Here is a 21,690-nt window from a genome sequence, read left to right as displayed (position 1 = left end):
CTCCTTTTCTGCCCTTTTCAATGTAGTTGCCATTCTATCGGGCCGACAAAATATGCCTGTCCTTGCTATCGGACACGGAAACTATGGGACACTCTTCTTCCCATCTGCTACAATGAAGAAGCATATCGTTATTGCGCCCCTCGAGAAAGCGACTGCCATGGCGTACAACAGCAAGGCGAAGCTCAAAGTTCTCTATCTCTGGAAGATCCTTCAGGAGGAAACCGACGCCGAACACGGCCTTTCCATGACGCAGATTCTCGAGCGGCTCGATTCATACGGGATATCCGCCGAGCGCAAAAGCATCTACGACGACATCAAGACGCTGCGCGATTTCGACATCGACATCAAAACCTATCAGCGCAACCCCGTGGAATATGCCATCGAGCGACGCGATTTCACCCTCGAAGAGCTCATGCTCATGGTCGATGCCGTTCAATCGTGCCGTGCCATCACCGAGAGGCAGGCGCGCATGCTCATCACCAACATCAAACAACTCGCCACCAACCGCGAGCAGGCGCTTCTCGACCGCCGCATCCACGTCGAAGGACGCATCAAGTCGAAAAGCGAAAGCGTGCTCTCGACCGTCGACGCCATCCACGAGGCTCTTCGCCTGCGCTGCAAAGTGGCGTTCGCCTACCGCAAGATCGGCGCAGACGGCAAGCCCCACGAAACGCGCGAGGGCAAGCGCCACGAGGTAACCCCCGTGGCCATCTCATACGACGACGGGTTCTACTACCTGACCGCATGGAACGACCACCACGCCAATCTCACCGAGTACCGGCTCGACCGCATGGCGAAGGTGAGCGTCGAACGCGATATACCCGCCACCCGCAACAAAGAGATTGCCAATTACGCCTTCGACCAGGGGAAAGCCATCATGTTCGGGCGGTTTAACGGCGAGGAGGTCGTCTGCGAGCTGACCGTCGACCCCGACAAGGTCGAGATCATCACTGACCGCTTCGGCAAGGGCGCGACCTTCCTCCCCTTCGACGGGCAGCAGGTACGGGCGCGGGTGAAGGTGTGCAAGAGCCAGCAATTCTTCGGCTGGGTAGCGGGCATGGGCCGCGCCGTGAGCATCGCGGCCCCGCAGAGCCTCGTTGAGGAATACCGCGATTACCTGCACTTTCTCCTCGAAGAATAAGCGCCTGCCGCCAACATGTCGAGCTCGCGAACAGCGGCTTGAACCGTGCCGCCCTCAAGCGATAAACGGATACTGCACCCTTCCAACTCGATGACGTATTCATCTTTTGCTGTGCGGAAAGTCCGACAAGCTCGCTGGCCGAACGCGCAAGAGAGGGGCCCCGCAACGACCCACGCGGGACAGCAGTCTTCGGCGTCGCGCCGCAAACTGGCAGGCGGAAGCGAGGTGTCCACCGCTCCCGCGCAGACGGCAAGCTTGCCGTCCAGCGCCCGATACGCCACGAGATCCCCTTCGGAGAAACGCAGGACGAAAGGCGCATCGGAAATCGGCGCGTCAGCGTAGAAATCCCAGGCTATAAACGCGTCGGCCAAATCATCGCCCAAGGGGAAAGCCTCGGGAGAAGACGGCGCACCCAGCATCCACGACGCTTTGGGTTCCCACGTCTCGCCTGGCACCCCTATCGCGCGCGCCGCATCGGGCTCGTCAGACGCATCCAACTTTCCATGCGCACCTGGCCTTCCGGGCGCGCATGCCGCATCGGGCACGCACGACGATTCGTCCGTGTCGCCAAAGAGCTGATGCGCGCCTTGCAGTGCCATGCGTGTGCCTCCCGTCGTTTTCTCGATTGGCGCCATTGTAGAACGTGCGTACGAACCAGTCTGTCCCTGCTTTTGGACAGTCGCAGCCCAACTGGAAGAGTTTTCCTGAAGCGCCCCTCGCGCTGCCTGCTGCCGCTCGCAACGCGAACGGGAAGCGAGGACGGAAACCGCGAACAGCCCTCGCGCTCGGGCAGCCTGCATCGGGTATCATGGGGGATGCGGCGCGCCATTCGCGGCATGCCCCACTATCGGAAGGACTCCCCTTGCAAACGCAGCAAACCACCTCCCCCGCACGCGAGCGCCTTGTCCGCACGCTTGCCGCCCTGTTTCTGGCAGTGAGCCTGTGCCTTCCCTCGCTTAGCGGGTGCGCAGGCGGCGAAAGCGTCGCGAACGGGGACAATGCGACAAGATCGCAGCAAGTTTCCGCAGGCAGTGCCGCCGCGAAGCTATCCGATATCCCCGAGTACTCAGGTGCGCTCTGCATCGATATCAACGAGGGGCAACCTGGATTCTCCGCCGATGACGCGGCGCACGGGTCGTTCATGGAATTCAGCGAGCTCGACTTCGAGGGGCGCTGCGGCACGGCGTTCGGCCTTATTGGACCCGAGACTGTCTCCAATGCCGAGCGCGGCGACATCTCGCAGGTTCACCCTTCGGGCTGGGTCCAACATCGCTACAGCTTCGTCGACCGCGAGATGCTCTACAACCGCAGCCACCTCATTGCGCACCAGCTGTGCGGCGAGAACGCCAACGAGCGTAACCTCATCACCGGCACGCGCACGATGAACGCCGTGGGGATGACCTATTACGAGGAGTTGGTGGGCAACTACGTCCGCCGCACGAACAACCATGTCCTCTATCGCGTGACCCCGCTCTTTGCAGCGAACGACCTGGTGGCGCGCGGGGTTCAGATGGAAGCGGAATCTGTGGAAGACGGCGGGCGGGCCATACGCTTCAACGTCTTCGTCTACAACGTGGAGCCCGGCGTGAAGATCAATTACGTGACGGGCGACAACTGGGAGTCGAGCGAGATTCCCGCCGTGAAGACCAAGGGCGAGGCAACCACAACCCGCGGCACGGGTGGCGATGCGGCGCTACCCCAAAGCGCGTCGAGCAAACGCGAGGCGGGCGCTTCGGGCACGAGCGGCTCATCGACTTCCAGCAACGCAGCAGGGGGGAATGAAGCGGAGGCAGCGCCATCCGGTTCCTCGGACGCGAAAACGAGCGGCGACTCGTCTTCTTCCGCGAACACCGCCGAACAGCAAACGTACGTCCTGAACAAGAGGAGCCACAAATTCCATCGTCCCGAGTGCGACGGCGTGCAGTCCATGTCCCCCTCCAACAAAGAGGAATTCACGGGGTTGCGCCAGACGCTGATCGACGAGGGATACTCGCCCTGCAGAAGCTGCAATCCGTAACGTAACGTTTCCCCAGTTCATGCGCGAGCGATCTCAACTTGCGACCGAGAGCGCATCGACTAGCGTGGGACTTGCGCCCAAGAAGCCAGTTCGGTCCTTTCATCAAATTACAACAACGTCCAAAAAAGTGCTTGCGTTACTGTGCATAGTGTATATATACTGTGCTTAACAGATATACACACGTAAGGACTCACCGTGGACATCATCCTATCCAACTCGAGCGACAAGCCCATCTACGAGCAGATAACCTCGCAGATGAAAGCCCAGATTCTGTCGGGCGCGCTTCCAAGCGGGGAGAAGCTCCCCTCCATCCGCGTGCTCGCGAACGGCCTCGGCGTCAGCGTGATAACCACCAAACGCGCGTACTCCGACTTGGAGGCCGAGGGCTTTATCGCAACCGTGCAGGGGAAAGGCAGCTTCGTAGCCGCGGGGAACCACGAGCTTCTACGCGAAAGGCGCCTGCGTCAAGTTGAGGAACTGCTCGCGCAAGCGGGCGAACAGGCGGCTGAGCTGGGGGTCACGCGGGCCGAGCTGCACGACATGCTCGACCTCATTGCTCCCGAGGATCTCGAATGAAGCCGCCGACCAACGCGCAAGCGAAAGCGACACACCAGATGAAAGGATACGGAACGCCCATGTCAAACCTTCTCGAGATACGCGACGCAAGCCGCCAGGTAAGCGACTCCTTCTCGCTTCGAAATGCCAGTCTCTCCATTGGATCAGGGGAAATCGTCGGCCTCGTCGGCGCGAACGGCGCGGGAAAGACCACGTTGATCCGAGCCGCGCTCGGCCTTTTGAGGCTCGATTCCGGGTACGCAGCGCTTTTCGGCGAGTCCCTTGCCACCGATACCCCCGACGCCGACGTGCGGCGGCTTCGCTCCCGCATCGGCGTCGTGTTCGACACGTGCCCCTACCCCTCCGAGATTACGGTGTCTCAAGTGGGGACATGCATCGCGCCCGCCTTCCCCACCTGGAACGACGCATGCTTCAAATCGCTTATCGCCCGATTCGGGCTCGAGCCGAAGAAGAAGGTGAAGTCGCTCTCGCGCGGCATGGGCATGAAGCTGCAGCTCGCCTGCGCGCTCTCGCACAACGCCGACCTGCTCATCCTCGACGAGGCGACCGCAGGGCTTGACCCGCTCGCTCGAGACGAGCTGCTCGATGAGCTGCGCGATTACGCGTCGACCGACAATCGCGGCGTGCTGCTTTCGAGCCATATCACGAGCGATTTGGAACGCATCGCCGACCGCGTGGTGGGAATCGACGCCGGCAGCATCATCTTCGACATGCCGCGCGAGCAAATCACCGATGTTGCCGGTATCGCGCATTGCACGACTGACCAGGCGCAGCGAATTCTCGCATGTGTAGATGGCGCCCGAGCTGCAAAGCGTGAGTTCAGCTGCGACGTCCTCGTTCCCAACCGTTTCGAATTCGCCGAAGCATTCCCCGAAGTGCCCTGCGACCGCGCCTCCATCGACGACTACCTGCATTTTATCCTGAAAGGAAACAACTGATGAAAGCCGCCTTCCTCTCCGAGCTCGCCATTGTGCGCACCTTTGCCCTCAGCTTCATCGGCATCCTCGCATTCGTGTTCGTCTTCATATGCTGGCCGATGGAAAGCGCAGCAGGCGCCGCCGCAGTCGTGTGCGCCATGACGCCGATGCTCATCATGTTCTCGCTCATGGGGTACGACGACCAAAACGGCTGGCTGCGCTACCGTGCCGCACTCCCCTTTGCACGCCGCGACATCATCGCGAGCCGCTATGCGACCATCTTGGCATGCGCTGCCGCTGCCATCGTTTGCGCTTCGGTGCTCGGCATCGTGCTCAACGGGGCGCTTCCCCGCTTTCTTGAAGGCTTCGAGGCAGCCGGGGCGATCGAGATTATCTCGTCGAGCGTCGCCGCCACGATGGTCGTTCTCATCATCGCCGCTATCGCCGAGCCCTTCCTGGTCAAATTCGGCAACACGAAGGGGATACGCTATCTCATGTGCGTGTTCATCCTGGCGGGATGTATCGACGTCGTCATCCTGACGAACTTCCTCGCCCCCGACGTCATGCAGTCGGCTCTCTCTTGGGTCGACGCCCACAGCCTTGCACTGTTCGTAGCGCTCACGGTCGCCGCGCTCGCCATCTACGCCGCAAGCTGCTTTATCAGCATCCGAATCTTCCAGGCGAAAGACCTTTAGGGAATCGCGGGGTCGCGCCGCGTGCCCTTCATCGCTCGCCCTCGCCTTCGCTATAATCAATGTCGTCACGAACGAGCACGCGGAGAGGAACCTATGAACATCACCGTCTACCTGGGGGCAAACGAAGGCAACGACCCATCTATCGCCGAAGCGGCGCGTGAGCTGGGCTCATGGATCGGGGAAAGTGGCAACGACCTCGTCTACGGCGGATCGAAGGTCGGGCTCATGGGAATTCTCGCCGAGAGCGCGCTCAACGCAGGTGCCCAGGTCACAGGCGTTGAGCCTCAGTTCTTCATCGACCAAGCCGTGCAGCTCGACACCATCACGCGCCTCATCGTGACCGACACCATGGCCGAGCGAAAGGCGAAGATGATCGAGCTCGGCGACGCGTTCATCGCCTTCCCCGGAGGGTCGGGCACGCTTGAGGAAGTGTCGGAGGTCATATCGATGCTCTCGCTTTCGCACCTGGACGCGCCCTGTATCATCTACAACTTGGATGGCTATTACGACCATCTGAAAGCCCAGCTCAACCTCATGATAGACAAGGGTTATTCCACCCCCGAGCGCCTGAAGCGCGTCCACTTTGCAAGCAACCTTAACGATGTGAAGGGTATTTTGGGTCGCTAGCACATAAGCCGCCCGACGACGCGGGGGCCCGCACCTCATTGCGCCTCGCGCATCGGCCGCCTTCGCGTCCGCACCCCCGCGCGCCACTCGGGCTCGCGCCCTCATCACCTCGCGCGTATCGCCGGCCTTCCCGCCTCGTAATACGCTCCACCTGCGGCCCCTTTGTCATCCGCGTGAAAGCGCGCCACCTTGCGCACGGGAATAGTACAATATGAATTTGTCGCCCTGTGCGCCCGCCGAGCACCGCGCTCGCAATCCGCGCGAGCAGGGCATTTCATTTCCGAGCACGAGAAAGAACCAGCATGTCGACCCTAACGGATCAGATTTCCTCACGGCGCACCTTCGCCATCATCTCGCACCCCGACGCGGGCAAGACGACCCTCACCGAGAAGCTCCTGCTCTACACCGGCAGCATCCAGACCGCAGGCTCGGTCAAAGGCAAATCCAGCTCGAAGCACGCCGTGTCCGATTGGATGGACATCGAGAAGCAGCGCGGTATCTCCGTGACCTCCTCGGTGCTGCAGTTCTCCTATGACGGCTATTGCGTGAATATCCTCGATACCCCCGGCCACCAGGACTTTTCGGAAGACACCTACCGCACGCTCATGGCTGCGGACGCCGCGGTCATGGTCATCGACGGCGCAAAGGGCGTCGAGGCGCAGACGAAGAAGCTCTTCAAGGTGTGCACGCTGCGCCATATCCCCATCTTCACGTTCGTGAACAAGCTCGACCGCGAGACGCGAGACCCGTTCGACCTCATGGAGGAGATCGAGACAGTGCTCGGCATCGGCACCTACCCGATGAACTGGCCGATCGGCTGCGGACAGAACTTCCGCGGCGTGTTCGACCGCCAAACCCGCCGCGTCATCGCCTTCGAGGGCGATGGGCACGCCAACGCCACCAAGAAAGTTGCGGAAATCGAGGCCGAGCTCGGCGACACCGCGCTTGCCGACCTCATCGGGGAAGCGAACCACGCGAACCTCATCGACGACATCGAGCTGCTCGACGGCGCAGGTGACGAGCTCGACCTTAACGCGGTGCGCACCGGCAAGCTCTCCCCCGTGTTCTTCGGCAGCGCGCTCACCAACTTCGGCGTCGAACCGTTCCTGAAAGAGTTTCTGCGCCTCACCCCCACGCCGCTTCCCTACACCGACTGCCTCACGGGCGAGCCGGTCGACCCGATGCGCGACGAGTTTTCGGGATTCGTCTTCAAAATCCAGGCAAACATGGACAAAAATCACCGCGACCGCATTGCCTTCGTGCGCATCTGCTCGGGAAAGTTCGAGCGTGGCATGGACGCAGTGCACATGCAGGGCGGCAAGAAGCTGAAGCTCGCCACGGGAACCTCGCTTATGGCAGACGACCGCGCGACGGTCGACGAGGCATACGCGGGCGACATCGTCGGGCTGTTCGATCCGGGCATCTTCTCGATTGGCGATACCGTTTGCGCAGGTAAATGCCGCGTACAGTACCCCGAAATCCCCACGTTCGCGCCCGAGATCTTCGCGCGCGTCACGCAGGTGAACACGCTCAAGCGCAAGCAGTTCGTAAAAGGCATGGAAGAGCTCGCGCAAGAAGGCGCCATCCAGATTTTCCGCGAGCCAGGCTTCGGTATGGAAAGCGTCATCGTTGGCGTCGTCGGCGTGCTGCAGCTCGACGTGCTCGAACAGCGCCTGAAAAGCGAATACGGCGTCGAGGTGCGCAGGCAGGCGCTCCCCTATTCCGAGATTCGCTGGATCATGAACGACCCTTCCACCTACGACATCGCGAAGCTTAACCTGACAAGCGACACGCTGCGCGTCGAGGACATGCGCGGCCGCAAGCTGCTTTTGTTCACGAGCGCGTGGAACGTGAATTGGGCGAGCGAGCGCAACGCTGACCTGGAGCTTTCGGAGGTTGGCAACTTCTCCATCTAGGGGGGTGTAGCGATGGGACGAGGCAGACACGACACCCTTGGCGCGCCCGTAGATGATCCTGCGGGCGCAGATTTTGCTCGCTCCGCACAGGTCGCGATACCCCTCTACATGTTCGACACCGAAGGCGCCCACGTGACCGTTTGGCGCACTAATTGCCTGGGCGGCAGCGGCAATCACGATGCCAATGACAAGCTCAACCACATCGTCTATCTGCATGTTTACGACGGAGACGGCCTCGACGTCCTCAGCAAATGCCAGCGTATCAGCTGCCCACCGTTCACACTTGTCGCCATCAAGCCCGCCTGCTGGAACGACGACCTTACGCCTTGGGAATGCCCCGGCCTGTTTGCCGACGACGCCCCCTTTGCGGGACACGCCCAAGATCAGCTTCACTTGTTAGAGGAAGAAATCATCCCCCAGGTCGAGCGGGAATGCGGCAAACCCAACAGTCCCCGCATCTGCCGCACCGTCGCGGGTTACTCGCTTGCAGGACTCTTCGCCACTTGGACGGCATTCAACTCGTCTATCTTCTCCCGCATTGCAAGCGCTTCGGGCTCGCTTTGGTATCCCGATTTCGCGCGCTTCGTCACTGAGACGCCGCTCGCTCGCCCAATCGATTGCGCCTATTTCTCGCTTGGCAGCAAGGAGGCGAAGACCCCAAGCCGGCTTCTGCGCAACGTTGCAACGGGAACGGACGAGGTCGTAGCCGCATTTCGCAGCAAGGGGGTACCCACGCAATTCGAGTCGAACCCCGGCAACCACTTCAAAGAGCCCGCGCTTCGCATGGCGCGCGGAATCGCCTGGGCGATCAGCCAGCAAGCACCCAATCGATAGGCTCGACTCCGCATTCCCTCAGCAGGTCGTTTGCGCGGGAGAACGGACGCGAGCCCAAGAAAGCGGGAAGATCGCCAGCCGCACGCGATGCCGAAAGCGGTGAGGGGTGCGTGCTTTTGAGGATGAACTTACGGGAAAGAGCGTCACCTGCAGAGGAGCCGCTTTCGTCGGCGACAGCGAGGGCGGTACCGCTCGATGCGGGGTCATCGGAGCCAGAGCCCGCAACGCCAGCGCCACCCTCAAGCTCATCCTTCGACACGCGCGCCTTCGCGCTCTCGATCAGCTTGATAGCCGGACGTCCCCACGCCAAAAAGACCACCGGCTGAGGCAAACGCATGCACGCCTCGACGATCGCCGTCGTAACCACCTGCCAACCCAACTTGCTGTGTGAGTTCGCCTCGTGTTCCCGCACCGTGAGCGTCGTGTTCAAAAGCAGCACGCCCTTGTGGGCCCATGCGGACAAATCACCGCTCACGGGCATATTGCATCCCAGATCAGATGCCATTTCCTTGTAGATATTGCGCAAGCTCGGCGGAAGTTTCTCCCCGTTGGGCACCGAGAACGACAGGCCCATCGCCTGACCCGGGCCATGGTAGGGGTCCTGCCCTAGAATGACGACGCGGACATCTTCGGGCGCCACATAGGCAAGCGCATTCAAGATGTCACTTTGCGGCGGATAGATGGTCTCTTCCCTTCGCAGGTCATCGACCTCTAAGAGCAATCGCTGCGCAGTCGCCTTCGCCTGCTCGGGAACGAGCGCGAACCACGCATCGATCGATTCCTGTTTTTCCACCGTCGCCTCCAACCGGTCGCCTTCCCGCAGAGCCAATTCACAGCTTTGCGCTCGTCCATTTTAGCGAACAAGAAAGACCGATTTCTCCCTGTTTCGAAAAGCGCGTGATTACAGTGCACTTGGAGAAGGGGGTAACTGCCAGAAAAACGGCACTCTTCATCAAATCGAGAAGCCTTGTCGCCGAATCCAAAAGCTATACAACCGCATTGCCAAGCTAGTTTCAATTCCGTCCAAGCAAATGACCAGGTCAGAACAACGCAAGCTGAGCTAACCCAAATTCAAGCTCATTACCTTTTCTCTGGTTTGATGGAAACCACCCGATTTCTGGCAGGACCCCCCCTGCCAAATTGCACAAGCGAGAACACGCGCGCGCCTAAACCAAAAATGTCCCAAGCGCCTCGTTTCTCGAGCAAATACTCCGATCGACAACGTGGACAGACTCTTGAAATGATAAGTGATGCTCGTATCATACCCGCATGGACATCTGCCTCTCACATATCTCCGCCCTTCGATGGCTCATGCGCAACCCGAACCCCCTCGCGGCCCAAAAAAGGACACGTTATCGCGCCGATGCGCCCGACGGCATTCCCTCGCCAACTCGTTGCCGAGAGCTTGCGCTTGAGCTTGATCCAGAACGCGAGTTTCTCGACTTCCTTTCGAGCAGCCGCCGCGGAAGAAACAACGGCAAGCACTTCGCAGTTCACGTCCAAACCGAATCGCTTCCACCAAAGTCCTTCATTAGGATCGGGACTATCGACAAGACTGCGATCTACATTGCCTCACCAGAACTCGTTTTCATGCAGCTCGCTCAACGCCGCCCACTTGAAGAAGCGGTCTATTTCGGCTTCGCCCTTTGCTCGCTATACCGCATCGACCCAACGGCACCAGGGGGATTGCGACAACGAGACGAGCGCCCGCTATCTAGCTCGGAGTGCGTTATCGCAGATAAGCCCCTCACAACCGTTAAACGCATCGAGCACTTCCTTGACACCACCAAGGGAAACCTCGGTTGCGAGAAGGCTCGCTCGACACTGAGGTTCGTCCGCGATGGCTCGCGATCGCCTATGGAATCTGCGCTCGCAATTTCCCTGGGACTTCCCCGTAATCGCGGAGGTTTCGGTCTTGGCATCGGGCAGATGAATCATGCAGTTCGTATCTTCAATGGCGCTGATTGGGCGGGCGAAAGGCGCTACGTAACCCGATATCCGGACATAAGCATCGAGCATGGTGATTCGTCGGGCCGAAAAACCACCGTCGGCATCGATTATGATGGGCACGCGTTCCATTCAACCGCCGCCGCCCTTGCTCGAGATGCTCGCCGAAGAAACGAGATTGCCCCGATTCGAGGATTTACCCACCTCAGCATCAACGCCCAGGAAGCCACCGACTTCATCGCATTCTGCAGATTCGCTGATCAAACAAGACGAGCCCTCGGCATCAGGTCGCTCGACCGATGCCCACGAAACAACCCTACCGTTGCAGATCTCGAAAAACGCAACGCCATCGAGCGAAAGCAACTCGACCTCTGGAGAAAGCTCATTTGCCAAAGCGACTTCCGGAGAATTGAATAAGGTCGTACCTGCTAAGCACCTATTGCAGCGGTGGAACTCACGCCCCCCTTTGCTGCAGCAGAATAGCCTTCGCCCCCTGCGGCAATGCAATCTGAACCCCCCAACATGCCAGAAATCGCGTGGTTTTCATCAACATGGCATTCCGCAGAAGACATGGAGCAGTTTCAAGGCAGCAGGCACAAGACGTTCACCTGCGGTTTTCCATTTCCCACTCCCGCACTGCCTCCCAGAGTGCAACCCAGAGCGCACTCATTTGATGAAAACCACCTGATTTCTGGCAGGACCCCCATGTTTCGTCCGCAAGGTATCGCAATCGCTCGGGATGAGCGCAAGTGACGGTGCGAGTTTTGGCGAACAGGGGGGCGAGCGCTCGGAAAGGCAGCAGGCGCCACGCCCCCGACGCAGCAATAGCACATCTCGGCAAGAGGAACCGCCACCCAACGCAACCGGCGCAGCGCAAGCGAACGGGGTGCATGTTCAGCTGAACTCCAAAACGCGCTTGGACGCCTTGAGCCATCCAAGCCTGCCTTGCCCCCAAACGAAAGAAGGCCGCCCTTGGGCGGCCTTCCATACGCTGAGGGACTTGCGCTCGCTACAGGTGCAGCACGCGATCCTTGATTTCCTGAGTGCGGCCCTGGTTCCAGAACTGCGTGCCGATGTATCCGCAGGTACGGCGTGCAACGTTGAGCTTTTCCTGATCGCGATTGCCGCAGTGAGGGCACTCCCACACCAGCTTGCCGTCGTCTTCCACAATCTGAATCTCACCGTCGAAGCCGCACACCTGGCAATAATCGCTCTTCGTGTTGAGCTCCGCGTACATGATGTTGTCGTAGATGTACTGCATGACGCGGATGACGGCCTTCAGGTTGTCCTGCATATTGGGGACTTCCACGTAGCTGATAGCCCCGCCCGGAGACAGACGCTGGAACGCGCTTTCGAACTTCAGCTTGTCGAAGGCGTCGATCTGCTCGGTCACATGCACATGGTAGCTGTTCGTGATGTAGCCCTTGTCGGTGATGCCGGGAATCACGCCGAAGCGACGCTGCAGCGCCTTCGCGAACTTGTACGTGGTCGACTCGAGCGGCGTGCCGTAAAGCGAGAAGTCGATATTGGTCTCAGCCTTCCACTCGGCGCACTTGTCGTTCATATGCTGCATGACCTCCATGGCGAACGGCGTGCCCTCCGCCTCGGTGTGGCTGTGGCCGGTCATGTACTTCACGCACTCGTAGAGCCCCGCATAGCCGAGCGAAATGGTGGAATATCCACCGTAGAGCAGTTTGTCGATCGGCTCGCCCTTCTCAAGGCGCGCAAGCGCACCGTACTGCCACAGAATCGGCGCGGCATCGGAAAGCGTGCCCTTCAGGCGATTATGGCGGCACATGAGAGCCTTACGGCACAGCTCGAGACGCTCGTCGAAAATCTCCCAGAACTTCGCATTGTCACCATGGGAAGAAAGCGCCACATCAGGCAAGCTGATGGTGACAACGCCCTGGTTGAAGCGCCCATAGTATTTCGGCTTGCCCGGTTCGTAGTTGCCCGCGTTCGCCACGTTGTCGTAGCCGTTGCCGGAGCGGTCGGGCGTGAGGAAACTGCGGCACCCCATGCACGTGTAGCAATCACCGTTGCCTTCGGTCTCGCCCTTGGACAGCTTCATCTCGCGCATCTTCTTCTCGGAGATATAGTCGGGCACCATGCGCTTCGCCGTGCACTTCGCCGCCATCTGCGTGAGATAGAAATACGGCGAGTCCTCATGCACGTTGTCTTCCTCGAGCACGTAGATGAGCTTGGGAAACGCCGGCGTGATCCACACTCCAGCCTCGTTTTTCACGCCCTCGTAGCGCTGGCGCAACGTTTCCTCGACGATCATGGCGAGGTCGTGCTTCTCGGCCTCGGAGCGAGCCTCGTTCAGGTACATGAACACGGTGACGAACGGGGCCTGACCGTTGGTGGTCATCAGCGTTACGACCTGGTACTGGATGGTCTGCACGCCGCGGCGGATCTCGTCGCGCAGGCGGCCTTCCACCACTTCGGCGACGCGGTCAGCGTTGGCCTCGAGCCCGAGCTGGTTGATCTCCTGGAGCACCTGGCGGCGAATCTTCTGGCGGGAGACGTCAACGAAGGGCGCTAGATGCGTGAGCGAGATGGACTGCCCGCCGTACTGGCAGCTGGCCACCTGCGCGATGATCTGCGTCGCAATGTTGCAGGCGGTGGAGAAGCTGTGCGGGCGCTCGATCATGGTACCCGAGATGACAGTGCCGTTCTGCAGCATATCTTCCAGATTCACCAGATCGCAGTTGTGCATATGCTGCGCGAAGTAGTCAGAATCGTGGAAGTGGATGATGCCTTCGTTGTGCGCGCGCACCACCTCGGGCGGAAGCAGCAAGCGCATCGTGATGTCCTTGGACACCTCGCCCGCCATATAGTCGCGCTGCACGGAGTTCACCGTGGGGTTCTTGTTGGAGTTCTCCTGCTTCGCCTCCTCGTTGTTGCACTCGATGAGCGAGAGGATCTTGTCGTCGGTCGTGTTGGAATGGCGCTTCAAGGATTGCACGTAGCGGTAGATGATGTACTTGCGCGCCACGGTGTAGCGGCCCTGCGCCATGATCTGGTCTTCCACCATGTCCTGGATTTCCTCGACCGACACCGTGTGGCCCGAGCGACCGCACAGCCACTCGACGCTATGGGCGGCGAGCGCAACCTGCTCGTCGGTCAATCGCTCATTTTGCGGAACCTCGTTGTTGGCCGCCTTGATGGCGTTCACAATCTTGTCAATGTCGAAGGGCACTTCCGAGCCGCTGCGCTTGATGATCTTCATGGCACTTCCTCTTCGTTGCTTATCTGAAACCGTCTTGGTCGCCCGTAATGGGGACACGATCGTGCGGGAAAGTACTTCCCGACGTCAGAGACGCTGCTCACAATCTTTAAGGGGTTTACTGCGTGCGGACGCCTGCGCATCCGCCTACCTTATGTGCTTATGATACGACATTCAAACACTATATATTGTGTTTTCTTGTTTGGAAAAATCCATAGATGGTGTTTTCCCGATAGTTTTCCACTTGCCCCAAAAACGGCGTAACCCCACCTCGTCACGAAAGGCGCGCATTGTTTGAGCGCCTCGAAAACGCAGTTTTCCACCACCGCAAAACCCCAGGAGAAAATTTTTTGTGCGCTGAAAGCTGGCGCAAGGGGCTTGACAAGCGCAACGCTGCGGCTGCGCTATACTTTCACGCATGGCAAGCTATCAGCATATCTCGCACGGGTTCGACCCGGTATTCGACGAGCACTCCCGCGTCCTCGTGCTAGGGTCGTTTCCCTCGGTGCTCTCGCGCGCAAACGCCTTCTACTACGGCAACCCGCAAAACCGCTTCTGGCGCGTCATCGCGCACTCCCTCGGCAAGCCGGTGCCGCCCAACGAAGGCGAGCCCCTGCCCCCGAACGGCAGCACAGCATCGCTTGAGGAGTCGATCGCCGCGAAGAAGGCGCTTCTCTTCGAGGGCGGCATCGCGCTGTGGGATGCCATCGAGGAATGCGACATCAAGGGATCCTCGGACGCGAGCATCAAAAACGTCGTGCCCGCGCACATCGAGCGCATCACCGAAACCGCACGCATCGAGGCCGTCATCTGCAACGGCGCCACGGCGGGCCGCCTTTACAAGCGCTACCTGCAGTGGAAGGTCGGGCTTGCCGCGCACGTGCTCCCCTCGACAAGCCCCGCGAACGCCGCCTGGAAAACCGAGCGACTCATCGAGCGTTGGGGCGACGAGCTCCACGCGATTGCCGACGAGCTGGCGAAAGAAGACCAGCAGCGGGAAACGACGGCAGGCGAAGGCACTCCTGAGGAGCCGCGCCGCGGCCGCGCAAAGGGAAGCGCGACCACCCGCGCCCGCAAAGGCGGATCCATCTCCTATGGCACCATACGAATCGACGCCCCTGCCGCCTCGAACTTTGCGGTGCACAAGTCGATGCAGGGCAACAAGCGCGCCAACACCAAGCCCGAGCTTTTGATGCGCGAACGGCTGCGCGCGGCGGGGCTTGGCGGATACCGTCTGCAGTGGAAGGTCGCGGGGCACCCCGATATCGCCTGGCCAGGCAAGAAAGTCTGCGTGTTCGTGAACGGATGCTTCTGGCACCGATGCCCGCACTGCAAACTTTCGGCCCCGAAGAAGAACGTGGAATACTGGACCGCGAAGTTCGAGCGAAACGTCGAGCGCGACCGCAAGAACGTCGCTGCGCTCGAAGCTGACGGCTGGCACGTTCACGTGGTATGGGAATGCGAGCTGAAGAAGAAGACGATCGATGCCACGCTGGCGAAGCTTCTCCCCGAACTCGCGAATGAGCTGGGAAAAGAGATTCTGCTACCCAGAGGTAGCGCGGTCGAACCCGACGGCACGAGCGCCAGCCCCAAGCCCAAGCCCGAGTCCGTCGGCACGAGCGCAAACGTCGCCCCCGCCGACGCCACTCCGCCCTCGCCCACCGCAAGCACACCGACAAGCGAGCCCAAGCGCTACTACCTCTACGTCCTCGAATGTGGCGATGGCACGCTCTACACCGGCTACACGCCCGACATCGAGGCGCGCCTCGCCCAGCATCGCGCAGGCACGGGCGCGAAGTACACGCGCGGGCGCGGGCCGCTCACCCTGCTCGCAAGCGCGGAATTCCCCACCAAGCACGACGCGATGAGCGCGGAATATCGCTTCAAGCGCCTCACGCGCGACAAGAAAGATGCCCTGCTCGCGAAGGCCGCCGCATCGAAAGAGCCCTTCGAGCGCATACTGGAGGAAGCGTTCGCGAAATAGGGCGCCTCGCAAAGCCGCCCACGGCGAAAAAGGCCAATCAACAACGAAGCGCTGCACCATCACCGGCGCAGCGCTTCATCCATTCCCTTGATTGTCGCAACGGGGGCGGCTCCTACTCGAACTCGTAGAGGCCCTTCGTCGCTTCTTGGAACGCGGCGTACACCTCCATCGCCACGCCTTCGTCCTCCACAAGCTCGAAAGCGGACGGTTGGTCGTCTTCGTCGAACTCCACCGCCTCAAGGATGATCACCTCGCCCGAAGAGAGCGCCGGCTCCTCCTCACTCACCGGGAAGAACACGCCATAGCGGTGGCCGCCATGCAGAAGCAGGCCGAGGAATTCCAGAACGGTCGCGTCGCCTTTGGAGTCCTCGAAGTTGATGGTCAGGCCCTCCTCGACGGGCGGGCAAAAATTAGGGTTCGAACCTTCGCGCACGGGGCGCTCCTCTCTTTTCGCGCACCGATTGGGTGCCGCATTCTCGTAGCTGTAAGTCCTACCCGTAAGTATAGAGCGAGCCCCCGCCTTATCGTGCGAGGGCTCGCAAATCAATCGCATTCGCGCAAACCGGCAAAAGCCGCTCCGCCTTACTTCTTTCCCTTGCGCTCGGCGCGCGAAGGCTTCTTCTTGCCGAAGTCGGGCGAAACCGCCGCATCATGGGGCGACACCGCCGAAGTCACAGCCGCCGAACCTTCGGAAGCGCCAGCGTCCACCGAAGAAGCTGCATCGCCAGCAGCCGCCGCAGCCACAGCGGGAACAGCCGCACCCGGAAGGCGGTTCAAGAACCAGCGCTGGATGTCGTTGCCGTACTTCTTCTGCAGCTTCTTGAAGCGCGGCTCGTGCGTCTTCCAGATGACGTAGAGCGGCGTCGCGATGGCGTAGGACGAGTAGCAGCCGCACACGAGGCCGATCGTCATGGCAAGCGCGAAGTCCTTCAGCGTCTCGCCGCCGAACAGCAGCATTGCAACAACCGGGATGAGCGAGGTGATCGAGGTGTTGAGCGAACGCACGAGAACCTCGTTCACCGAGTGATTCGCCATGGTGGCGAAAGTGCACTTCACCGAATCGTCCTTCATGTTCTCGTTGATGCGGTGGAACACGACAACCGTATCGTAGAGTGAGTAGCCCAAGATGGTGAGCAAGGCGGCGATGGTGTTCGGGGTGATCTCGCGACCGACGAGCACGTAGACGCCCACAACGATGATAAGGTCATGCAGAAGCGCGACGACCGCCGTCACGCCCATCTTCGGATCGCGGAAGCGGATCGAGATGTAGGCGATGATCAGAAGCAGCGAGATGAAGAAGGCGATTGCCGACGACTGGATGACGCTTGCGCCCCAGTCAGGGCCAATCGTGGTGACCTCGAAGCTGTCGGTGGTCCAGCCGAAGGCGTCCGCCACCTCGTTCGCCGTCACCGTCGCATCTTCGGCGGAAGTCGTGGTGGTGCGGACGAGAAAGCCAGGCTCGCCGTCGGCCGTCGTGGTCTGGATGACCGCGTCGGGCTCGCCCGCATCGCTGAACGCGTCGCGGACCTGCTCGGTCGTCACGTCGCCCGTGCCGTGGAAGGTCACCGACGTGCCGCCGACGAACTCGATGCCGAAGTTCATGCCGCGCACGCCGACGATGATGGCGACAAGCACCATCGCGCAGCAGGCCGCAGTAAGGAAGATCTTCTTAAGCCCCAAAAGGTTGATGTCGAGCTTGATGAAGCGGCCGCGCACGTCCTTGCGGGAAGCCGCCTGCTTCACGCCCTGGAAGTAAGGCACAGCCTCGATGCAGTCCTCCACACCCCAGAACTTAGGATGCTTCGCGATGAGCTTCGGAGCGAGAAGGCGGATAAGCGGCGCCTTGAACAGCACCATCATGATGATGTCGCACACAATGCCCAAAGCAAGCGTCATGCCGAAGCCCTTGACCGAGGCGCTCGCCAGGAAGAACAGCGTGAGCGCAGAGACGAGCGTCACGAGGTCGGCATCGATCGAGGTCAAGATGCCGTGGCGGACGCCCGTGATGGACGCGGCGCGCACACTTCTGCCCATGCGAATTTCCTCGCGGAAGCGCTCGAGCGTAAGAATGGAGGAGTCGGCCGCCATGCCGATGGTCAAGACGACACCGGCGATGCCCGCCATAGAAAGGCTGAACAGGCCGAACGCGGAAAGCAGCGCGAGGATGCCCAGGTAAATCGCCGCGAACACGGCCATTGCCGCCGCGGTGATGACGCCGAGCCCCTCGTAGAACACGAGCAGGTAGATCATGACGACCACAAGGCCGATGAGCGCCACGAGCACGCCGGACTGCAGCGCGTCCTGGCCGAGCGTCGGGCCGACGACCTGGCTTTGCGCATACTCGAAGCTCACAGGCAGCGAGCCGGACTCGAGCACGGTCTTCATCTGCTTGGCGGCGTCAAGCGTATAGCCGCCGGTGATGGAAACGTTGCCGTCGGAGATGACGGACTGCACGGCGGGCGCGGACTGCACCTCACCGTCGAGGATGATGACAATCTGACCCTTGGTGGGGGCGAGGTCTTCGGTCGCCTCGGCGAAGGCCTTCGTGCCCTCGGAGTCGAGGCGCAGGTTAACCGCATAGTCGGTTGAGGTCTGGGAAGCCTGGCCCACGTCGACCTTCTCGAGGTTCGAGCCGGTGATGATCGGCGTGTACGTGCCCTCTTCGACCTTGAGGTGCTGCACCTCTTCGCTCGGGAAGGAATTGCCGAACGCGTCGGTCACCGTGCCCTGCGTGCCGTATTGGCCGTTCTGAATCTTCGTCTTCACATCGGAATCGGTGAAGGAGTCAAGTCGCGCGAACTCGAGCTTGCCCGTTTTGCCGATGGTGTTGAGCGCTTCCTCAGTGTCGGATAGGCCAGGGATCTGCACGAGAATCTGGTCGTTGCCCTGAATTTGCACGACTGCCTCGGATGCGCCGAGGGCGTTCACGCGGTTCTCGATGATCGCGCGCGAAGATTCCATGTCCTCAGTGGAAACATCCGACCCGTCGTTGTTGTGCGCCGTGAGCACGACCGAAAGGCCGCCTTGAATGTCGAGGCCTTGATTGATCTTTTCCTGCGGCGGCGTGAACATCACGATCGAGCCGATGACCAAAAGCGCCATGACCACGAGCAACCAAATGTTGCGCCTATCCTTATTATGATGCTTCTTCTTTTTCTGAGGTTCCGCCATGTGCGTTTTCTTCCTTGCCCTGTCCCCCTACCGCAAAACCATGCGCGACGGGAAATCTGCCAGTAAACCTAACCCTCACATTTTTGCACAACTAAGCCGCATGAGAAAGCAACTTGCGGCATGTTGCAAAAAATTATTCTTAAAGGTAGATAAAATTGCGGTAAAGAAGCCTAGCAAAACGCAGGAGGGCATCATCGGAAAGCACCCCCGTCGTCAGGATGATAGCTGGCTGTGGAAGGCATTCTCCGTCCTTAGCGAAATGACGGTTGTCGTTCTTTTGGTCGGCTCCACGACGGGCGGCATTCTGGTCGATCATTTCGGGATATTCGAGTCTCCGAAAAAAGCAGTTAACAGTCAGAAGATACTCGGCGTCCTCATCATGATTCTAGGGGCCGCCGCAATCAAGCTGCTGTAAGAGCCCCTCCGCCGACTTGCAGAGCCTGCGAGGGTCGTATGCGACCTACCGATGCAGAAGGAAGTCGATGATGTTCACGATTTCTATCCCATAGTCAAAACTTGCGAGATTTGCAAGTTTTGACTATCACATCGACGAAACTTGTAATAAATGCAAGTTTTGTCGACGGAAGAAGCCGCCCAACGCCGCCAGCCCTCGGCGTCGGGCGGCATATGCCCTAGTAGTCCTTCGCCGCGGGGCTTGCCATCCACTGTGCCTCGAACTCGGCATAGGCATCGGCGAGCACAGCCTCGCGCGCGCGGCGCATGAGGTCGAGCAAATAGTGCAGGTTGTGAATGGAGAGCAAGATGCCCCCGAGCATCTCGTCCTGCTTCACGAGATGGCGAATGTAGGCACGCGTGTGGTTTTGGCAGGTCGGGCATGTGCACTCAGGATCAAGCGGCGTGAAGTCGCGCGTATATTTGGCGTTGCGCATGTTCATACGGCCCTGGCTCGAAAACGCCGTGCCCATGCGCGCCGTGCGCGTCGGGAGCACGCAGTCGAACATGTCGACGCCCTCGCCCACCGCACGCACGAGCGTGGTGGGATTGCCTACGCCCATGAGATAGCGCGGACGATCGTCAGGCAATGCGCGCGCCACCTGGCCCAGCGTCTCGAACATCGTCTCGTGGTCCTCGCCCACCGAATAACCGCCGATGCCGAAGCCGCCGAATCGGCGCCCGCCCGCAACCAGGCTCTCGTCCTCGATTTCGCGCAAACGGCGGATGCTCTCCAGGCGTAAATCGAGGTTCATGCCGCCCTGCACGATGCCGAAGAGCGTCTGATCGGGTCGTTTGTGCGCCGCCAGGCAACGGCGCGCCCACATAGCCGACAAATCGACCGCGCGCTCGACGAACTCGCGCGTCGCAGGGTACGGCGGGCACTGGTCGAGCTGCATGGCGATGTCGGCACCAAGCGCTTCCTGGATGCGCATGTTCTCCTCGGGCGTCCAACGCACATAGCTGCCGTCGTAAATCGAGCGGAAGGTGACGCCATCGTCGTCGAGCTTGCGCGTATCGGCGAGCGAGAAGATCTGGAACCCGCCCGAGTCGGTGAGCATCGGCCCATCGTAGTTCATGAACTTGTGCACCCCGCCGGCTTCCGCAACCACATCTTCACCGGGGCGCTGCGAGAGATGGTAGGTGTTTGCAAGCACCACCTGGGATTTCAGCTCGCGAAGCTGCGGCGGGGTGATGCCCTTCACCGTGGCCGATGTGCCGACGGGCATAAACATAGGAGTGCGGAAATCGCCGTGCGCCGTCGTGAAGGTGAGCGCGCGGGCGTTGCCGCTTTTAACGTCGCACGTGCAGTCGAAAAGCGCCATGCTAGTTCGCGCCTCCCTCGATCGTCGCAGGGTCATCGCAGGTCGGAAGGTCGTCCACCCACGCCGCAAACTCGGCCATCGTTGAGTGCTTCACGCCTTCGAGCCCACGGCCCCGAGGGTCCATAAGATGATCGGTCACCAGGTACACGTCGCAGCCAAGATCGGCCGACGCCAAGTCATCGAGCGTGTTGTTGCCCACCATGAGCACCTCGTCGGCGGAAAGCTCGCAATTCGCGAGAACCTCCGCATAGTATTCCACCTGCGGTTTCACCGTCGAGGAGTTCTCGTACGTGGAAATGTAGCGAAACGGCGCGTCGCCTACGCCGCCCCACGCAAGACGCCACTCGACCGCGCGACGGGGAAACATCGGCTGGGTCGCCAGCACGAGCGGATACCCCTTCGCAACGAGCAGCTCGAGGGCACGGTGCGCTGCCGGGTTCGGCTGAACATCTGCACCGATAGCGCCGAACCTCGTCTCGTAGTAGCCCGCGAACATCGCGTCCCAATCGGCAGCGTCGCGATCGAACACGGCGAAGAACGCGTCCCAGAACACATCGTAGTTCGTCTTCCCGCCAGGTTCGCGCTTGGCCATGGCGGAAGCGCCTGCACCGAACGCACGCGCGAACTTCTCGCCGTCGATTCCCTGCTCAGCCGCAAAACGGGCGATGTCCTTGAAGTACCCGCCCAAGAATTCATCGAGCTCCATCGGGCACAACGTGCCGTCGAGGTCGAACAATATCGCGCGATATGACGTGTTCGCCATGAAAGACCCTTCCCAGAAAAAGACCGCCCCCCAACGGGCGGACCGCACATTCGATACGAACAACAGTATAAAAGAGTGGGACGCCTCGGCCGCCG

The 21,690-nt window shown here is 60.5% G+C and carries 18 protein-coding genes; 11 read left to right on the top strand and 7 right to left on the bottom strand.

Annotation, left to right across the window (positions count from 1 at the left end):
- Positions 1–157: 157 nt before the first annotated feature.
- Positions 158–1,141, top strand: coding sequence for a helix-turn-helix transcriptional regulator (locus tag ACMRQN_RS08040; protein WP_418734550.1), 984 nt, complete (start codon positions 158–160; stop codon positions 1,139–1,141).
- Here the strand turns inward: ACMRQN_RS08040 and ACMRQN_RS08035 are convergent.
- Positions 1,114–1,740, bottom strand: coding sequence for a hypothetical protein (locus ACMRQN_RS08035; RefSeq protein ID WP_418734549.1), 627 nt, complete (start codon positions 1,738–1,740; stop codon positions 1,114–1,116). The two genes, ACMRQN_RS08040 and ACMRQN_RS08035, sit on opposite strands and share 28 nt — an antisense overlap.
- Positions 1,741–2,003: 263 nt before the next feature.
- Between ACMRQN_RS08035 and ACMRQN_RS08030 the strand changes: the two genes are divergently transcribed.
- The 7 genes from ACMRQN_RS08030 (at position 2,004) to ACMRQN_RS08000 (ending at position 8,723) form a co-directional block, all read left to right on the top strand.
- A complete protein-coding gene (locus ACMRQN_RS08030; protein WP_418734548.1) occupies positions 2,004–3,158 on the top strand; it encodes a DNA/RNA non-specific endonuclease in 1,155 nt (384 codons plus the stop codon).
- A gap of 195 nt (positions 3,159–3,353) precedes the next feature.
- Entirely contained in the window at positions 3,354–3,734 is a 381-nt protein-coding gene (locus ACMRQN_RS08025; RefSeq protein WP_418734547.1) for a GntR family transcriptional regulator, read from the top strand.
- Positions 3,735–3,793: 59 nt separating this feature from the next.
- Positions 3,794–4,672, top strand: coding sequence for an ABC transporter ATP-binding protein (locus ACMRQN_RS08020; RefSeq protein ID WP_418734546.1), 879 nt, complete (start codon positions 3,794–3,796; stop codon positions 4,670–4,672).
- Positions 4,672–5,346, top strand: coding sequence for an ABC-2 transporter permease (locus ACMRQN_RS08015; protein ID WP_418734545.1), 675 nt, complete (start codon positions 4,672–4,674; stop codon positions 5,344–5,346). The genes ACMRQN_RS08020 and ACMRQN_RS08015 overlap by 1 nt, the downstream gene beginning before the upstream one ends.
- 93 nt (positions 5,347–5,439) lie before the next feature.
- Positions 5,440–5,973, top strand: coding sequence for a TIGR00730 family Rossman fold protein (locus tag ACMRQN_RS08010; RefSeq protein ID WP_418734544.1), 534 nt, complete (start codon positions 5,440–5,442; stop codon positions 5,971–5,973).
- A gap of 302 nt (positions 5,974–6,275) precedes the next feature.
- Positions 6,276–7,889 carry a peptide chain release factor 3 gene (locus ACMRQN_RS08005; RefSeq protein ID WP_418734543.1) on the top strand — a complete coding sequence of 538 codons (1,614 nt, stop codon included), beginning with the start codon at positions 6,276–6,278 and terminating at the stop codon, positions 7,887–7,889.
- 12 nt (positions 7,890–7,901) lie between these two features.
- On the top strand, positions 7,902–8,723 hold the full coding sequence (locus ACMRQN_RS08000; protein ID WP_418734542.1) for an alpha/beta hydrolase: 822 nt from the start codon (positions 7,902–7,904) through the stop codon (positions 8,721–8,723).
- On the opposite strand, the gene ACMRQN_RS07995 is transcribed toward ACMRQN_RS08000, so the two are convergent.
- Positions 8,698–9,552 (bottom strand): uracil-DNA glycosylase, encoded by an 855-nt coding sequence (locus ACMRQN_RS07995; RefSeq protein WP_418734541.1) that lies wholly within the window; start codon positions 9,550–9,552, stop codon positions 8,698–8,700. The genes ACMRQN_RS08000 and ACMRQN_RS07995 overlap by 26 nt on opposite strands.
- Positions 9,553–9,992: 440 nt before the next feature.
- Here ACMRQN_RS07995 and ACMRQN_RS07990 point away from each other — a divergent pair, with 440 nt between their 5' ends.
- Complete coding sequence (locus ACMRQN_RS07990) at positions 9,993–11,087, top strand: hypothetical protein (protein ID WP_418734540.1); 1,095 nt, start codon at positions 9,993–9,995, stop codon at positions 11,085–11,087.
- A gap of 592 nt (positions 11,088–11,679) precedes the next feature.
- Here ACMRQN_RS07990 and nrdD read toward each other — a convergent pair.
- Positions 11,680–13,902 carry an anaerobic ribonucleoside-triphosphate reductase gene (nrdD, locus tag ACMRQN_RS07985; protein ID WP_418734539.1) on the bottom strand — a complete coding sequence of 741 codons (2,223 nt, stop codon included), beginning with the start codon at positions 13,900–13,902 and terminating at the stop codon, positions 11,680–11,682.
- A 415-nt stretch (positions 13,903–14,317) separates the two neighbouring features.
- On the opposite strand from nrdD, the gene vsr reads away from it, so the two are divergent.
- Positions 14,318–15,883 (top strand): DNA mismatch endonuclease Vsr, encoded by a 1,566-nt coding sequence (gene vsr, locus ACMRQN_RS07980; protein WP_418734538.1) that lies wholly within the window; start codon positions 14,318–14,320, stop codon positions 15,881–15,883.
- 112 nt (positions 15,884–15,995) lie between these two features.
- Here the strand turns inward: vsr and ACMRQN_RS07975 are convergent, their stop codons facing one another.
- Both ACMRQN_RS07975 and secD read right to left on the bottom strand, forming a co-directional pair.
- On the bottom strand, positions 15,996–16,316 hold the full coding sequence (locus ACMRQN_RS07975) for a DUF1292 domain-containing protein (protein WP_276998580.1): 321 nt from the start codon (positions 16,314–16,316) through the stop codon (positions 15,996–15,998).
- Between the two features lie 149 nt (positions 16,317–16,465).
- The gene (gene secD / locus ACMRQN_RS07970; protein WP_418734537.1) at positions 16,466–19,054 is read right to left on the bottom strand and encodes a protein translocase subunit SecD; all 2,589 of its coding nucleotides are present in this window, start codon (positions 19,052–19,054) and stop codon (positions 16,466–16,468) included.
- Between secD and ACMRQN_RS07965 the strand changes: the two genes are divergently transcribed.
- Entirely contained in the window at positions 19,053–19,469 is a 417-nt protein-coding gene (locus ACMRQN_RS07965) for a DMT family transporter (RefSeq protein WP_418734536.1), read from the top strand. The two genes, secD and ACMRQN_RS07965, sit on opposite strands and share 2 nt — an antisense overlap.
- Positions 19,470–19,686: 217 nt before the next feature.
- Here the strand turns inward: ACMRQN_RS07965 and tgt are convergent, their stop codons facing one another.
- Both tgt and ACMRQN_RS07955 read right to left on the bottom strand, forming a co-directional pair.
- Positions 19,687–20,832 carry a tRNA guanosine(34) transglycosylase Tgt gene (gene tgt, locus ACMRQN_RS07960; RefSeq protein WP_418734535.1) on the bottom strand — a complete coding sequence of 382 codons (1,146 nt, stop codon included), beginning with the start codon at positions 20,830–20,832 and terminating at the stop codon, positions 19,687–19,689.
- Between the two features lies 1 nt (position 20,833).
- Entirely contained in the window at positions 20,834–21,595 is a 762-nt protein-coding gene (locus ACMRQN_RS07955) for an HAD family hydrolase (RefSeq protein WP_418734534.1), read from the bottom strand.
- Positions 21,596–21,690: the final 95 nt, after the last annotated feature.

Origin of the sequence: Ellagibacter sp. (genome assembly GCF_048412355.1) — a bacterium.
Taxonomy (GTDB): domain Bacteria; phylum Actinomycetota; class Coriobacteriia; order Coriobacteriales; family Eggerthellaceae; genus Ellagibacter.
The sequence above is the reverse complement of the archived record's forward strand: the minus strand, read 5'-3'. Positions and strand labels throughout refer to the sequence as shown.

Coding starts and splice junctions, on each gene's coding strand:
- ACMRQN_RS08040 (WP_418734550.1), top strand. CDS start 158: ATGGCGTACAACAGCAAGGCGAAGCTCAAAGTTCTCTATCTCTGGAAG.
- ACMRQN_RS08035 (WP_418734549.1), bottom strand. CDS start 1,740: ATGGCACTGCAAGGCGCGCATCAGCTCTTTGGCGACACGGACGAATCG.
- ACMRQN_RS08020 (WP_418734546.1), top strand. CDS start 3,794: ATGTCAAACCTTCTCGAGATACGCGACGCAAGCCGCCAGGTAAGCGAC.
- ACMRQN_RS08015 (WP_418734545.1), top strand. CDS start 4,672: ATGAAAGCCGCCTTCCTCTCCGAGCTCGCCATTGTGCGCACCTTTGCC.
- ACMRQN_RS08010 (WP_418734544.1), top strand. CDS start 5,440: ATGAACATCACCGTCTACCTGGGGGCAAACGAAGGCAACGACCCATCT.
- ACMRQN_RS08005 (WP_418734543.1), top strand. CDS start 6,276: ATGTCGACCCTAACGGATCAGATTTCCTCACGGCGCACCTTCGCCATC.
- ACMRQN_RS08000 (WP_418734542.1), top strand. CDS start 7,902: ATGGGACGAGGCAGACACGACACCCTTGGCGCGCCCGTAGATGATCCT.
- ACMRQN_RS07990 (WP_418734540.1), top strand. CDS start 9,993: ATGGACATCTGCCTCTCACATATCTCCGCCCTTCGATGGCTCATGCGC.
- nrdD (WP_418734539.1), bottom strand. CDS start 13,902: ATGAAGATCATCAAGCGCAGCGGCTCGGAAGTGCCCTTCGACATTGAC.
- vsr (WP_418734538.1), top strand. CDS start 14,318: ATGGCAAGCTATCAGCATATCTCGCACGGGTTCGACCCGGTATTCGAC.
- ACMRQN_RS07965 (WP_418734536.1), top strand. CDS start 19,053: ATGTGCGTTTTCTTCCTTGCCCTGTCCCCCTACCGCAAAACCATGCGC.
- secD (WP_418734537.1), bottom strand. CDS start 19,054: ATGGCGGAACCTCAGAAAAAGAAGAAGCATCATAATAAGGATAGGCGC.
- tgt (WP_418734535.1), bottom strand. CDS start 20,832: ATGGCGCTTTTCGACTGCACGTGCGACGTTAAAAGCGGCAACGCCCGC.
- ACMRQN_RS07955 (WP_418734534.1), bottom strand. CDS start 21,595: ATGGCGAACACGTCATATCGCGCGATATTGTTCGACCTCGACGGCACG.